Raw genomic sequence first — 15278 nt, forward strand, 5'->3', positions numbered from 1 at the left:
CAAAAGCAACAAGTCCTATAAGCAAAACTGCAAAAATCTTCTTCATTAAAACAACCTCCCTTAATCCCAACAGGCTAAGTGTAGATAAATCAATGACCTTCAGGAATCTTCCACAGACCCGGTCCACCATCAACGGTTATCTCGTCCTCGGGGATCTTCCAGAGTCCAGGTCCTGCAAAAGCCATACTTCCAAAAGCAACTAAACCCAATAGAATGATCGCAACAATCTTCTTCATCCAGTACACCTCCAAATCAGTCAACTTCCTTTTTACCTTCTCGATTCACCGTTGCTAATGCTCGTCTTCTTCAGGTATCTTCCACATACAATGCACCCCCTCGGTCAAGTGTTTGAGCAATAATGCGTACATTAACTGCTTTAATTCTCAGATACTTAGTTCTCACATCGTCAAGAATCAGTTGAAAAGAATAAGTCACTCGATGATCCATGGATCTAGAAACTTTCCATCAACTTAAGATTACAAGTCTATTGTAGATCACGTTCAGCTGATTTCTAAAACTTATCAAGAGAAAGCATAGAGATGATAATCGATATTGACGGTCTGTAAATGGTTATAATTGCAGATTCTCAAGATCTAATCGTGTAATCATACGCCTGAAGTATTATATAGTTTTAATCAATATATTCATTTTAATCTTCTTAATTATTCAAGTGGAGTCGTCGCTAGATCAGGAAGAAATTGATCAAATTACTCATGCGAATGAAAAATTCGATGTTTGCAATCAAAAGAATGAAGTTTTTCTTGACTCTATTGCACATGTGTGGCTCAGAAGCCAAATAATATAAGGTTTATAGGGGAAGGAACAAGCTCATGATTACTCCCATCAAACCCGTTCCGAGAACAATCCAGATAACTGAAGGTTTAAACTTATAGAGGATGTAAAAAGCAGCAATGCCAAGAATGAGTGCAAAAATACTATTGATAGATTCAATCCCAATTCTGAAAGTCGCCGAAAGAATCAGCGCGATTATGCCCAAACGTAGTGCATTGAATACTTCGACTGTATCGATCCACTTAGACACAAATTTCAGGATTTTCAATATCAAGAAGATCCAGAACACACTTGGAAGAACTACTCCAACTGTAGAGAATATCGATCCTGGTATTCCGGCAATTTGATATCCAATGAAGGTAGCAGAATTGATTGCTATCGGCCCCGGGGTCATCTGAGAGATAGAAATAAGAGTGAGAAATTCATCAAGTTCAATCCATTTGTTTATGTTAACTATTTGATCCTGAATGAGGCTGAGAGCACCGTAACCACCCCCGAAGGCAAGAAGACCGATTTTGAAGAAGGCCCAGAACAGGTTTATTAGGATCATTGCGTCCTCCGCTTGTCTATGAAGTAGATCAGCATAGAGCAGACTAGCAGGACCCAGATCGAAGATAAATTGAGAAGGACAATTGCAATTGTCCCCGCGGTAATAACCGCCAGTATCATATATCTCTTGAGACTTCTCCTCAGCAACTGGAAAGAAAGATTGGCCAATATGACGGTAACTCCGACCCTTGCTCCTGCAAAGAAGCCCTTGAAAACAGGTAGATCAACGAAATCAGTGAAGAAGCTTGCGATAACCAGTATTATTATGAATGGAGTTAACGAAGCTCCAAGAACCGCGAAAAATGCACCCCAGAATCCGGACAGTCTGCTCCCCAGTATCATCGCGGTGTTGATTGCAATTACACCGGGTACTGTCTGGGCAGTAACAATAACATCAAGAAATTCATCGTTTTGCATAATCTTGTACTTATCAACAATGAATTCTTTGATGACGGGGATCATCGCGTATCCACCACCTATGGTGAACGTGCTAACTTTGACGAATATCCAGAAAAGCCTAAGTGGGCTCATATAGCGCATTGTCCATCATATCCAAATCGGAGAGACGAACTTCCTCCTCTCGGTTTTGATTATTCCTTCAGCGAAGTGCTTTGACCAGTATCAGTATTTCTCTCTATCCTTGACCATTCAGCTCCTATATTTTACAACTCGTTCCAGTTTTCTGCAGTCATATAACCAATTGTCTTTGTGGTAGAGCATACCCTACGTGATAAACTTGTTTTAAGGGGGTGAACCTATGGAAAACAGAATTAGATGGGGTGCAAAAGCCATTTCTTCCGATGGAAAAGATCTCGGAAAAGTCATCCGGGTTGTTATTCATCCCAAGAACAATGAAGTCACTCATGTCGTAATAGAGAAAGGTATCTTCAACAGAGTGGCAAAGCTCGTGCCGATAACGACTGTCTTTTTTGCGGCTCCCGATGAGGTTAGGTTGAAAATTGAATCGAAGGATGTTGAAACTCTGCAGGATTACGAGGAGACATTCTTTGTGACCGGAGAGGAGATTGATAACTTGGAAAGCGGGGTTACTCCGGTATACTGGCTCAGACCGGTAGGTGATTATGCAGAGCTTTATCCTCTTCCGCCTCTCAATACTTCGATAAACGTTCCCAAAGATACTAAGTCACTCGAACCAGGTTGTGATATAGTTAGTGCTGAGGAAAAGATGATTGGAAGGTTAAGAAGCTTCGTTCTGAATGACGAAGGGAAGATAACTCATTTAGTTTGCGAATATGGTAGTTTTGGCTCCAAGTCGAAAAAGCTCATACCGATAGACTGGGTTGAGGAGATTGACGAATGTAAAGTAAGGGTCTCCGCGTCCTCAGTGATGGTGGAGAAACTGCCGGAAATGGATTGATGAAAAAGTTGACGGTTTACTATTTGGTAGCTACTGCAATTCTTTTTATACTCAATTTCGCCGAGGGCACTTATACGCAGCCCATTTTTTTCTTTCTTCCGCTAGTAATCGTTTTCGACTACTTGATTATAATGGGAGTACCGGGGGGTGGTCGCTCCAAGAAGATCTCTGCCTTTCTAGAAGATGTTCACAGTGTACTAACTCTTACCGATACCTTTAACGAAAGTACGAAAGGCAAGATAATCGATTCCGAGAATCTGAAGAAGCTTAAAGAAGTTGTGCTTTCTCTCGAAGAGAAGCTAAGAAAACCATCAGAGCTACAGAGAAAGCTGTACATATTCTCTGCCTATGCCGCACCGCTTTTTCCTCTTGCAGTAATGCTTTCATCGGTACTGGTTCAGAGGAGGACAGAAGTTGCGGCCGGTATATTCTCCTACTGTGCTTCAGGGATAATTGTTGCTTTATCTAGAAAGGCCTTTTCAAGTCTTGAGAAGACAATACAGAAGCTCAATAATGAGATAAGGAAAGCTGTGGACGATATTACTTTGTAGAAACTATCTTTCGCTTACTGAAAGGAGGTTCGAAATGGCGTTTGTTGAAGTTAGAAACGTTAGTAAAACTTATAGGTCAGGTGAGATTTCGGTTGAGGCTTTGAAGGGTGTATCCTTCGATATCTACGAGGGGGAGATACTGTCGATTCTCGGACCATCTGGTTGTGGAAAGAGTACGCTTCTGAACTGCCTTTCAGGAATTGATACCCCGACTGAAGGGAAAGTCATGATTAGAGGTGTGGATCTTCATTCTTTGAAGGACGACGAAAAGACTCGATTCAGGGCAATGAATATGGGATTTGTTTTTCAGTTCTACAATCTTATACCAGTACTGAATGCGGTCGAGAACGTTGAGCTTGCCATGCTTACAATGGGAAGCAACCAAAAAAAGGCTCGAGAAGCCGCTATGGAGATTCTCGCAAAAGTGAATCTCAAGGAGCGAGAGTATTATCTGCCTTCTCGACTAAGCGGTGGTGAGCGACAGAGAGTTTCCATTGCAAGAGCACTTGTTCATAAACCTGCAATCGTGTGGGCCGACGAACCCACCGGAGCCCTCGACACGAAAACCAGCGGCGACCTTATGAATCTTATAACTGAGCTGAACCAAACTCTTAATCAGACTTTCGTTATTGTAACCCACGATGAAAGAGTCTCCGATTATTCCAACAGGATTCTCCATATGGACAGCGGTCACATTCTGAAGATTGAAGAGAATAGAGAATTGAAGGTGGAAGAGTGCTAATACAGATAGTGAGTCTTTTTACGGGGATTGCTGTAATTGCAACCATTGTCTCCATGATAATGAATCCAATAATCTTCAAAATAGGTTACAGGAACGTCTACAGAAGAAAGTCCGATACTTTCCTCGTAATAATGGGATCATTGATAGGAACGGCACTGATAATGGGCTCCATGGCCATGAACGATTCCTTTCAGAAGTTTTTGTTTAGTCAGATTGAGAGAACTCATGGTGAGATAGATGAATTGGTCTACATTCCTTCAGATAATCAGAACGTCGCAAAAGAGTTCATCCCAAACTTCAAGATAGAAGCTCTTGTCGATTCACTGTCCAGAAATGAACAGGTTGACGGTGTTCTTCCCATTCTCAGCAGGACTGTTTCAGTGGGTCTCCCGGGTAACGCAAGAAGTCAAACCGGTCAGAGTATGCAGGTCACCATCATAGGAGTCTTGTTCGATCATTTGTCAAAGTGGCCCGACGCTTCCGGTATCGATCTAGCCATTCCTCCCCCAACGGATGGTGTACCCGGCGTCATAATAAACCGAGAGCTCGCTGATTCATTAAGCGTGTCGGTTGGAGACGAGATCGAAATCCTTGCGGATCCTGGACAGAGGTTGCTCTTCTGGATTCCTCTTCCACAAGTGAAAATTATTGACATTGTTGAAGGTAACGGTGTTTTTAATTATCAGATAGAGAATCAACGGCCAAACGCATTCACTATGCTTATGGATGTTGAAGTTGCGAGAGAGGTTTTGAAAATCGGTGTGGATGATTATTTCAACGCTTTGCTTGTATCCAATCGCGGTGATTTCTTAAAGGGGGAGAGGCTTACTGATGATGTTTTGGTAGCGATAAGAGAGGTGGCCGGCGAAGAGTTTGCTGTTAGAGAGGTAAAGAGGGATTCTATCAGGATGGTTGATCAAGGCAATATCGGTCTTCTATTCCTTATGTTAAGCGTTTTCGCAATATTCGCAGGAGCGCTTCTTCTGACAAATATATATTTGATGCTAGCACAAGAGAGAAGAACCGAGCTTGGAACTCTCAGAGCGATAGGCTATTCGAGAAAAAGGGTCTCAAGAACCATTTTCTATGAAGGATTCTTCTACTCGATAATATCTTCAGCAATTGGTGTGCTCGCTGGTTTGGCTATCGCAAGGTTGACTCTGGGAAGTTTTGTGAGTCTTTCCGAAGATATCGTAACGCTTATTCCCATTGAAGGAGCGAACATCGCATTTGATTCCATGCAGAGCTCGTTTGCCTTTTTTGTGCGTACCGATTCGATTGCTTATGGGTTTCTCCTTGGATTGATCATTCCATTGGTAATAATTCTATATACGGGAAGGAAAATTTCACGAACAAATATAGTTACCGCCGTAAGGAATATTCCCGAAGAACTGGACGAGCGCAAAAGACTCTTATTGAATATCATAGCTTCAGTTGGAGTTCTCTTGTCAATAGTAGTTGCATATAGCGCCTACTCTATAGGTAATGCAAACGGCTTTTTTACGGGTGTCGTATTGACAGGTCTGCTAATACCGATTGCTATTCCAGCGAGAAACAAGAGGTTAATCGAGTCGCTCTTCTCCATTGCGGTCATAGCGTTTACAATGGTCAGTAACTCTTTTTCATTAATAGCTTCCAGCGGTTCTTCCATCTATCTAACGGTTGCAAAAGGGGCTGCGATTCTTTTCGCCGGTCTTTTCCTGATTGTCTATAATCTAAAGACTTTCGAGTTTCTCCTTAATAAGTTGTTCCAAAAGGCGAGAGCTGCCGCACCAGTATTCAAGATTTCGATAGCCTTTTCTTCCAGGAATCGCATGAGGACAGGTCTTACCATTGCCATGTTTGCGGTTGTGATTTTCGTGATTACGCTTATCTCTGTAATACCTTACTCGATGGAGCAAATGCTTATAAGAAGCAGGGACGCGGTTTTCACTGGTTTTGATGCTGGCGCCTTCTCGCTTACAGGAGAGAGAACCATCTCCTTCACTGAACTTCAGTCACAGCCTGAAGTGAGAGAGATCTCGACCGTAGCGAGTTTGAACGTAGCTGTGAGAGAAGAGGATAGCTTTGGACTTGAACAGATATATCTAGTTGACGACCTTTTCATAGACAATAGCAGATTGACCGATATTCTTTATGATGAGCACCTAGACATATCAAGCGGTGAAGAGCTTTGGGATTACTTGCGTAGTAATCCCGGTACTGTAATAGTGTCTAATAGCGTTTTGCCGGATGTTGCTCCTGGAGATACTCTGGAACTCAGAGGGATAGTCGATCAGGGAGATTCCGGTCAAGGTATTGGCGGGTTGTTGAGAAGAGGGGTTTCGTCAGAGTCGATTGACACCAGTCCTGTTTATTTGGAAGTAATCGCTACAATTCCGGAAAATACTATCTCCTTCCTCAATGGACTCCTAATCTATGCAGGAAATGTTCCTAGCGAGTTAGCAGGAAGTGCTGCAGAGAGATACTTACTTTTCAACCTTGCAGGCACTTCTCCGGATCAGAAGAAAGAGAACTTTGACATCCTGCAGAGTAAGATCGAATCTAGGAGCCTCTTCCTCCTTTATGTTGACGACATAATCAATTTAACATCCTCTATGCTGCAAGGAACAGTCAACATTCTCAGATCTTTCCTTTACTTCGGGATGCTAGTCGGGATCGTAGGAATCGCGATCATTATGTTCAAGGCTCTTCACGAAAGAAAGCGAATAATCGGAATGCTTAAGGCAATTGGATTTACGAAGAAGATGGTGTTCTCCTCCTTTCTCTTGGAAAGTTCATTTATCGCGATTGTTGGTATTGTTCTCGGAATTGTAACCGGCACTCTTACAAGTATAGAGATCTACGCTTCTCCATTGATGGAAGGCATGAAACTGTATATTCCGTGGGATCAGCTTGCTGCCATGACCCTGATATTCTATTTTGCTTCACTTGTGTCTACGATTATTCCCAGTTATTCGGCCTCAAGAATAGAACCTGCTGAAGCTCTGCGGTATTTTGAATAGGAGTGGTGAGGTGAGCAGGATATTGGTGGTGGATGACGACAGTTCGGTTAGAGTGCTTCTAAAATCAATACTTGTCAGGGATAGACACGATGTGATCGAAAGCCCCGATGGTGAGTCTGCGTTGTCTTCACTGTCAAGAGACAAGCCTGATATGATTTTGCTGGATCTTATGCTGCCCGACTACAATGGACTGGATATTCTGACTGAGCTCAAGTCTAGTGAAGAGCTGCGGTCTATTCCAGTAATCGTACTTACCGGTTCTTCAGACAGGCAGAGCAAACTTACTGCTCTCAGTTCGGGGGCCGTTGATTTCATCTCAAAACCCTTTCTTCCCGAAGAGGTTTTACTTAGAGTGAATACTCAGTTGAAGTTACACGAGTTGATAAAGTCTCTGAGAATAGCTGTAGACAATCTTGAGAGTGATGTTCTTGCGGCGGGAAAGATACAAAACGCGCTTGTACCGAAAAGCGATCCACAAGGACTTGCTGTCAGATGGATCTACGAACCTTCCTACAGAGTTGGCGGGGATATATTCGATGTGTTTAGGTTGAACGAAAACCGTTTCTTCGTTTATTTGGCGGATATGTCCGGACATGGAGTAAATGCTGCAATGCTATCGGTTATGGTGCACCGGTTCATTGAAGATTTCAGATCCGGTATTAACGACATAGATTTCGACCTGAGCAGCTTCATGAAAGAGCTCGACAAGAACTTCGTGTTTGAGAGGTTCAATCTATTCTTTACTATTATCGCCGTAGTTGTTGATCTAGAAGGCTTTGCTCTTCTGGCAAATGCGGGGCACCCCTCGCCGATGATTCTTAGAAAGGGCTCTGTTGAACTGCTTGATGATAGGAGAGAAAGCCTGATTGGTATGAACATGGTTCGCGGAGAAGTGTCGAGAGTGCCGTTATTAAAGGGAGATCGTCTTCTGTTGTATACAGACGGATTGATTGAGTTGCTGAACGAAAAAGGTGAGATGTATGGTGAGAGCAGACTAAGAGATCTCTTTGAGAGTTGTGCGAATATAGACATTGAGGAAACGTCTGAGCGTCTTAAGACCTCATTTGATAGCTTCAAAGGAAGTGTGTTGGCTGAAGATGATATTACGGCGCTGCTCATAGAGTTCTAGTAAGAACGTCATATGGTCCGGAAATCTATGAAAACTAGGAGCGAGAGTAAGATGTTTGAATTGAAGATGATGGAGAATAAGATCGGAGTAATTTCCCTCTTGGAAAGAGCGAGAATCACAGGAGAGACATCGGCGAGGTTCAGAAAATGGCAAGAGACAGTCGATCTCAAAAGCTGTTCGTCAGTGATCGTCGATGGGACCAACATCGAATTCATTGACTCTATGGGCATTGCCGCTTTGATAAGCATCTACAAGACAGTTGCTGCTGAAGATAGTGATCTCGTCTTGATAAATTTGTCTGATGAGATAAAGAAGCTGCTTAATACTCTGAGGCTCGATAGGCTCTTTGTTGTAAAGGATTGTAGCCTTGAAGAAGTCATCAAGAATTCGTGTTGAGAGATGGGTGAGAAGAAGTACAATTTCAAGGTTAGACCCGAAATGGGCAAAATCGATGCTTTCTCGGCTAAAGTCTCGGAGATAGTAAGAAGGTGCATGGACAATGAAACCGGTTTCAGAGCTGGCTTGATAGTAATTGAGGCTTGCTCTAATATCGTTAAGCACGGCCAGCTTACTGAAGAAGATCTCATATCAGTCAGTCTCGCTATCGGGGAAAATGAAGTAGTAATTACAATCGAAGACACTTCAAGAGAGTTCAATCCACTTGAGGTGGATGATCCAAATCTTGAGAACATCGAGCTTCTGCAGCAAGGTGGAATGGGTATCTACTTAATAAAGAGGTTTTCCAAGAAAGCTGAATACTCCTATGTTGACGGCAGAAACATTCTGAAGATCATAATCTAACTAGAACTTGCTTTTGCTTTCCATCGCTGTGCAGGTTCACAATCAAACTAAACCGTAGTACTTGTTGGTAGTGCATCATGCTCAACTCGATAATGAGTTTGACTTGGCCTTGATCTATGTGTTATAAATTACTGATCGCAAACCAGTAGGTGCTGAAATGAAGAATAGACTTCTTTAATCTACAAAACTGAATACTTCCTCAAAAAACATCGAAAGACTTCAATCCTATTTAGCCGTTCAATTCAAATAACTTTGAGCTTCTAGCCTTACTGGAGGTGATCAATTTGCTTCAAATACACAATCTTTCAGTTTCCTTTGGAAGCGTAGACGTTCTTAAGAAAGTCAGTCTCGATCTTGCTGCAGGAGAGATTTTGGCTGTCACCGGGGCAAACGGTGCCGGCAAGTCGACTCTCCTGAAATCCATCAAAGGTGAAATCACTCCCTCGGAAGGAAAAATAACTATTGAGCAAGGTATCGACCCGCTTCTTGTTAACCAGGAGATTGCAGACTTTTATGGGACAGTGAAGGAGTATCTACTGGGGGCGAAAAAAGAGCTCTTCGACATCTACGAGAAATTGGGCAGCTCTGTAAATGATCCTATGACCTATGCGGAACTCATAAATGAATTTCATAATGTTGGGGGATTCGAGTTCGAAGCAAAGATTTCTTCATCTCTAAATGAGTTTGGCATCAATGTTGACAATCTGGATTTCCCGTACATGAATTTCTCCCATGGGCAGAAGAGAATTCTCTCCCTTGTCAGGGGAGTTCTCTCCGGTTCGAATCTTTTCTTGCTGGACGAGCCGACAAACCATCTCGACATAGAAATGACCTTAAGACTTGAAGAGATCATAACCTCACTAAGCGAGAGGGGTGTTGGAGTTATTGTTGTAAGTCATGACAGGAGATTCATCGACAGAGTCGCTCACAAGACGATCTATCTGAAAAGAGGAGAGGCAATAGGAGTTCGAGGTGGCTATTCTGAGATGCTGGCGCATCTGAAAAGTGATTTCCTATCAAGGAAGAAGAAAAGTGAAGAGATAAGTAAGAAGATACGTCAACTGGAACTCGATGCGACCAGGAGGAAGAGCTGGTCAGATTCAAGAGAGGCTTCAAAGAGATTCGCAAGCGATAAAGGCCATGAAGGACATATGGCGGCCAAACTAGCCAGACGTGCGCTAGCTGTACAGAAAAGGACCGAAAGACTGATCGGTGAACTGGAGTGCGAAAAACCGTTTGTTGAGAAGCCTGTTACTGTCAGGATTCCTAAATATGGAGTTCCGAACAGAAAAATGGTCATGGTGGAGGGCCTCTCGTTCTCTTACGAAGAAAATGAAGTCATAAGGGAGGCCTCTGTTAACATGGATACTTCCGATAGAGTTGGTCTCATAGGGCCGAATGGTTCGGGGAAAACAACTCTGATGAAATGCCTGGTAGGGATTCTGGAACCATCGAGTGGCAGAATGTACAGAAACGAGAGTGTAAACTGGATGTACATTCCACAGAATGTCGCAGAACTCTTCGAAAGAGGAACTCCCTATGAAGAAATCGCCGACCTTGGACTGGAAGTGACCGCCGTCAGAAGTCACCTGGCCAATATCGGTCTCAAGGGAGAGAAGGCCTTCTCGGAGATTAAAAAGATGAGCTACGGAGAGTTGATGAGGCTTGCCTTACTGAAATCTCTTCTTTCAAAGGTTGAGTTCATCTTTATGGACGAGCCAACCAATCATTTGGATATTGAATCTCTAGAAGTACTTGACAGACTTCTCAACGACTTCGCAGGAGGGTTTTTCTTCATTAGTCACGACAGGCAGTTCATTGCAGAACACGGGGAAAAGATTCTCACCATTGAAGAAGGTATGCTTAAAAGCTTCGAGTATTCAGAGGAGATTGATATCGACTCCTTTGATTGTACAAAAGAGATTCTTGCGGACTCCTACGATGAGTCGAACTTCAGGAGAAGCACAAAAACCTTCCTTCATAATTCTGAGGAGGAAGATTGAGAGCTCGGCACCGATGGGGATATTCTAGCAGCTGGAGAACCCAGAGAATAACGAGAAATGCCTCATCCGCATTGGAAACTTTTTTATGAGCCTATTTGATATATAATATTCCTAACTCAATCCAGGAGAAGGAGCGAACCCACATGCTAGAAGTTATTCAGGCTTACAGAAGAGCTATTTTGGGCGGATTTTTGGATTCCGTGGGTGAATGCTATCTCGTCGAGCCTGGATTGCTCTGAATTTTTACTGTAAATCAAGAGGCCGTGACGGGTGTCACGGCCTCTTTCTTTTGGGAGAAATCGTTATGAATAATATGGTTGAGCGCATGAAAAGCAACATAAAGAAGAATTACCTATTCTCTTTTCTTATGAACATGAGACTGTCTAGCGGTCTCTGGATGATCTACATGGCCTCCAAGGGAATGAGCTTGACGCAGATCGGTTTCCTTGAAGGAATATTCCACGTGACCTCTTTGACGATGGAGGTCCCTACAGGGTCTGTAGCAGACTTGTTCGGAAGAAAGCTCAGCAGAACCATGGGGAGGTGTCTATCTCTTGTAAGCATTCTAGTATTGATCGGCTCTAGGAACTTCCTTCATTTCGCACTATTCATGGTACTCGCTGCACTTTCGTATAACCTGGAATCTGGTTCTGGAGAGGCTCTTGTTTATGACTCTCTCAAATATCTGAAAAAAGAAGACAATTTCATATCGGTTCTTGGGAGGCAGGAGGCTATATTTCAAGTGTCTTCAGTTACGGCGCTTCTAATCGGCGGGTTCCTGGGAACGTACAACTATCACTATGCATTTTGGGTTTCCGCTGGGATCATCACATTTTCGGCGGTCTATTCTCTTTCGTTTACAGAACCACCAATCCTCGAATCGGTGAGCCGTAACTCAAAGACCTTCCGGGGCTTCTTGAAGCAGATTGTTGATAGCTTCTCAATAATCGCTAGAGATAAAAAGGTTGCATTTCTTATCTTTTTTGTTCAGACTATATTGGCATTCAGCGCCTGCATATTCTTTTACATTCAAAACTACTGGAAAGGACTTGGCCGCACGGAGTTTCAGATTGGCATATACCTCGCAGCCGGGTCGTTTCTTGCCGGTTTAGTGGCCATGAAGGTTCAGAGGTTATCTCATCTGCTGAAGGAGAAGAAAGTCCTGATCATACTGCCTCTTGTTTCTGTCGCATCCATGTGGGGTGTGGCTCTTTGCTCGAACAAGTTACCTTTCTTCATGGTTGTAACTATGATTGAAGCCATGCTGTTCGTAGCAGGTAACGACTACATAAATAAGCTGATTCCATCCAGGAGCAGGGCAACGATAATATCCTTTGCAAGTATGATGTATAGCTTAGTAATGATAATTTTCTTCCCAATTTTCGGAAGAATCGCTGACACAATCTCGTTTGGAGTTGCTTTTGTCTCACTGGCTGTGATGGCAAGCTGTCTTTATGTGTTCAGTATGTATTTACTCAAGAAGATCGGATGAAAGAATTGATTCGCGCTCCTTAAGGCAATGTCGGTCAAAAACCGCCTCGGGTTACAGTATTAGGAGAGTGGAACGCTCAGTAAAGGTGACAGCTTACAAAATGATCTTTCGTTACCTCGGTCATTTGCGGCTTCACACTCGAACAAATCGCCATTCTCCTGAAACATCTGGGGTGAAAGAAGCATCCAGTTGGTGGGTTCAAGGGACTGGGAGCATCACCTTCAAGTATTATTCTTTCGAGCTTATGATCGGTTTCACCGGGAATCGCCGAAAGGAGGGACTGAGTATATGGGTGAAGCGGTGATCTGTAGAGTTCTTCAGATTCGGAGAGCTCAACGATTTCGCCAAGATACATGACGGCTATTCTGTCGCAGAAGTAATGAACAACGTTTAAATCATGGGAAATGAAGAGATAGGTCAGAGAAAGCCTCTCCTGAAGATCGTTCATAAGGTTAAGCATCTGTGCCTGGATAGAGACATCGAGCGAAGAAACCGGCTCATCGGCTATTACGACTTCTGGATTAAGAATTAACGCATTCATGATTCCTACGCGCTGCTTTTGACCTCCAGAAAGCTCGTGAGGGAATCTTCCCAACAGATCCTTGTCAAGTCCCACAAGGTTCATGCTCTCCAAAATCAGCTCTTTGATCTCTCTCTTTTGCATTCCCATCGCTCTCAAAGGTTCTCTCAGTATCCACTCGACTGTTCCTTTTGGATTCAAGGATCCTGAAGTGTCTTGAAAGATTAGCTGAACCTTCTTTCTGAATTCACGTTTTTGATCTCTCTTCAGCGAAGTAACGTCGTCGCCTTTGAAGAGGATCCTCCCCTCCGTCGGTTTTAGAAGCCCCACGATTGTATAGGCGGCTGTTGATTTTCCACAGCCGGACTCACCTACAAGTCCGAAAGATTCTCCTTCAGAAATACTTAAGGAAACTCCGTTCAGTGCCTTGATCATCCCCGGCTTCTTCAGCAATCGGGTTCTTCTCAGTATGTAATGTTTTTTAAGGTTATGAATCTCCAGAATACCTCTCTTCATCAAATCTCTCCAGCAAGGAAGCATCTCGCTTCGTGATCATTGTCCATCTTTTTGAAGCCGGGGAACTCTTTCTTACATTTTTCGACAGCGTAGTCACATCTTGGCTCAAATGGGCAACCGTAAATCATGTCTGCTATTGACGGCACCCGGCCTCGAATGTCGAAGAGCTCTTTGCCTTTTGAGTCTCTCTTAGGCATGGCTTTTATGAGGCCCATTGTGTAGGGGTGGGCCGGATCTGTGAAGAGCTTATCGACAGGTGCTTTCTCAACGATGTGCCCGGCATACATAACGTAAACCATCGAGCAGATCTCCCGAACTACTCCTAGATTATGCGAAATAAAAATCATTGAGGAGTTTCTCTCACGATTTATCTCTCTTAACAGCTCCAGTATCTGTGCCTGTATTGTTACGTCCAAAGAAGTAGTCGGCTCATCTGCGATTATCAGTTTTGGATTGCAGACTATGGCTATGGCTATAGCTATTCTCTGCCTCATACCGCCCGACAGTTCGTGAGGGTACTTGCCATATGTCCTTTCTGGATCAGGAAGACCGACACCTTTGATGATCTCAAGAACCCTTGAGAATCGCTCTTCCTTGTCAAGAGAAGTGTGCATCTTAAGGTTCTCCTCAATTTGCCACCCGACCTTCAGTAGAGGATTGAGCGATGAAAGTGTCTCCTGAAAGATCATCGAGATATCTTTGCCACGTATTCGCCTGATTTTCTCCTCATTTAGAGAGAGCAGATCGGTTCCTGAGAAGAAGAGACTTCCTGTCACGTGCGAATTGCCTGGAAGCAACCTCATTATCGAAAGAGCTGTCACTGTCTTTCCGCATCCAGATTCTCCAACGATCCCGATTATCTCCTTCTCCAGCACCTCCAGAGATATGCCCTTCACTGCGTAGAGCATCCCTTCTGTAGAATCGAAGGCGATTTTGAGATCTTTGATATCTAACAGAGGCTCTATTTCAGTTCGCATATGTTCTCACCTATTTTCTCTTCTCTCTCATGTCCCGAATCCCATCTCCGAGAAAATTGAAGCCCAGCACAAGTAGGGTAATAAAGATTCCGGGTGCTATCGCGTACCAGGGGCTGACGGTTATGAAGACCTGAGACTCACTCAGCATTCTTCCCCAGCTGGGATTGGGTGGCTGGATTCCAAGTCCAAGATAACTGAGCGCCGCTTCGGCCAGAACTGCATTTGAAAAACCCATAGATGCTGCCACAACAATTGGGGAAAGTACATTAGGCAAAATGTGTCTTAACATAATACGGAGGTTTGAAACTCCTCTTACCTTTGCACTTCTTACGTAATCCAGCTCTTTATACTGAACGAAGCCACTCCTTGTGATCCTGGCAAACGAAGGAATCGACATGATACCTATTGCGACGATCGTGTTTCTCAAACCTACCCCAAAGACTGAAACAAACATCAATGCAAGGAGAATGCTGGGGAAGGCCATCATTGCATCGATGAATCTCATAATTATCTCATCGACAATTCCTCCGAAGTAACCAGACACGGCACCGATCGTTACTCCAAAGAGAGTTCCGATAGAAACGGCAACCAATCCTACAAAAAAGGCAGTTTGAGAAGCTTTCATGATCCTGCTAAGCACATCTCTTCCGAAATTGTCTGTACCCAGAAGATGGCGGACTGACGGAGGTGAAAAACGCTCTTCCCTGTTGATTTCCGTTACTGAAAACGGAGTGTAAAACAAACTCACAATCATCATTGAGAACAAAAGAGATATCAATACAATTCCAATTCTGAGATTTATGCTTCTCTTGTCCATACTATC

The 15278-nt window shown here is 43.5% G+C and carries 15 protein-coding genes; 9 read left to right on the forward strand and 6 right to left on the reverse strand.

The window, feature by feature from the left end:
• Positions 1 to 89: 89 nt before the first annotated feature.
• From V512_RS14655 to V512_RS10245, 3 genes are all read right to left on the reverse strand, one after another.
• The gene (locus V512_RS14655; RefSeq protein WP_165775390.1) at positions 90 to 236 is read right to left on the reverse strand and encodes a hypothetical protein; all 147 of its coding nucleotides are present in this window, start codon (positions 234 to 236) and stop codon (positions 90 to 92) included.
• Positions 237 to 808: 572 nt separating this feature from the next.
• Positions 809 to 1342, reverse strand: coding sequence for a chromate transporter (locus tag V512_RS10240; protein WP_099830371.1), 534 nt, complete (start codon positions 1340 to 1342; stop codon positions 809 to 811).
• Entirely contained in the window at positions 1339 to 1881 is a 543-nt protein-coding gene (locus V512_RS10245; RefSeq protein WP_243392380.1) for a chromate transporter, read from the reverse strand. Before V512_RS10245 ends, V512_RS10240 begins: the two co-directional genes overlap by 4 nt.
• 217 nt (positions 1882 to 2098) lie before the next feature.
• Between V512_RS10245 and V512_RS10250 the strand changes: the two genes are divergently transcribed.
• The 9 genes from V512_RS10250 to V512_RS10290 all read left to right on the forward strand — a co-directional run bounded on the left by V512_RS10250 (position 2099) and on the right by V512_RS10290 (position 12442).
• Entirely contained in the window at positions 2099 to 2719 is a 621-nt protein-coding gene (locus tag V512_RS10250) for a PRC-barrel domain-containing protein (protein WP_099830372.1), read from the forward strand.
• On the forward strand, positions 2719 to 3270 hold the full coding sequence (locus V512_RS10255; RefSeq protein WP_099830373.1) for a hypothetical protein: 552 nt from the start codon (positions 2719 to 2721) through the stop codon (positions 3268 to 3270). Before V512_RS10250 ends, V512_RS10255 begins: the two co-directional genes overlap by 1 nt.
• Positions 3271 to 3304: 34 nt before the next feature.
• Positions 3305 to 4012 carry an ABC transporter ATP-binding protein gene (locus V512_RS10260; protein ID WP_099830374.1) on the forward strand — a complete coding sequence of 236 codons (708 nt, stop codon included), beginning with the start codon at positions 3305 to 3307 and terminating at the stop codon, positions 4010 to 4012.
• Complete coding sequence (locus V512_RS10265) at positions 4006 to 7017, forward strand: FtsX-like permease family protein (protein ID WP_099830375.1); 3012 nt, start codon at positions 4006 to 4008, stop codon at positions 7015 to 7017. The genes V512_RS10260 and V512_RS10265 overlap by 7 nt, the downstream gene beginning before the upstream one ends.
• Positions 7018 to 7027: 10 nt before the next feature.
• The gene (locus V512_RS10270) at positions 7028 to 8146 is read left to right on the forward strand and encodes a fused response regulator/phosphatase (protein WP_099830376.1); all 1119 of its coding nucleotides are present in this window, start codon (positions 7028 to 7030) and stop codon (positions 8144 to 8146) included.
• Positions 8147 to 8197: 51 nt separating this feature from the next.
• The gene (locus V512_RS10275) at positions 8198 to 8542 is read left to right on the forward strand and encodes an STAS domain-containing protein (protein ID WP_099830377.1); all 345 of its coding nucleotides are present in this window, start codon (positions 8198 to 8200) and stop codon (positions 8540 to 8542) included.
• A 3-nt stretch (positions 8543 to 8545) separates the two neighbouring features.
• Entirely contained in the window at positions 8546 to 8947 is a 402-nt protein-coding gene (locus tag V512_RS10280) for an ATP-binding protein (protein WP_099830378.1), read from the forward strand.
• Between the two features lie 275 nt (positions 8948 to 9222).
• A complete protein-coding gene (locus tag V512_RS10285; protein ID WP_243392381.1) occupies positions 9223 to 10950 on the forward strand; it encodes an ATP-binding cassette domain-containing protein in 1728 nt (575 codons plus the stop codon).
• A gap of 304 nt (positions 10951 to 11254) precedes the next feature.
• Positions 11255 to 12442, forward strand: coding sequence for an MFS transporter (locus tag V512_RS10290; RefSeq protein ID WP_099830380.1), 1188 nt, complete (start codon positions 11255 to 11257; stop codon positions 12440 to 12442).
• A gap of 76 nt (positions 12443 to 12518) precedes the next feature.
• Here the strand turns inward: V512_RS10290 and V512_RS10295 are convergent, their stop codons facing one another.
• From V512_RS10295 to V512_RS10305, 3 genes are read right to left on the reverse strand one after another with little or no spacing between them, the layout of a single operon-like run.
• Positions 12519 to 13478 (reverse strand): ABC transporter ATP-binding protein, encoded by a 960-nt coding sequence (locus V512_RS10295; protein WP_099830381.1) that lies wholly within the window; start codon positions 13476 to 13478, stop codon positions 12519 to 12521.
• Complete coding sequence (locus V512_RS10300) at positions 13478 to 14455, reverse strand: ABC transporter ATP-binding protein (protein WP_099830382.1); 978 nt, start codon at positions 14453 to 14455, stop codon at positions 13478 to 13480. The genes V512_RS10295 and V512_RS10300 overlap by 1 nt, the downstream gene beginning before the upstream one ends.
• Positions 14456 to 14465: 10 nt before the next feature.
• Positions 14466 to 15272, reverse strand: coding sequence for an ABC transporter permease (locus V512_RS10305; RefSeq protein WP_099830383.1), 807 nt, complete (start codon positions 15270 to 15272; stop codon positions 14466 to 14468).
• Positions 15273 to 15278: the final 6 nt, after the last annotated feature.

The organism is Mesotoga sp. Brook.08.105.5.1, from assembly GCF_002752635.1.
Classification (GTDB): domain Bacteria; phylum Thermotogota; class Thermotogae; order Petrotogales; family Kosmotogaceae; genus Mesotoga.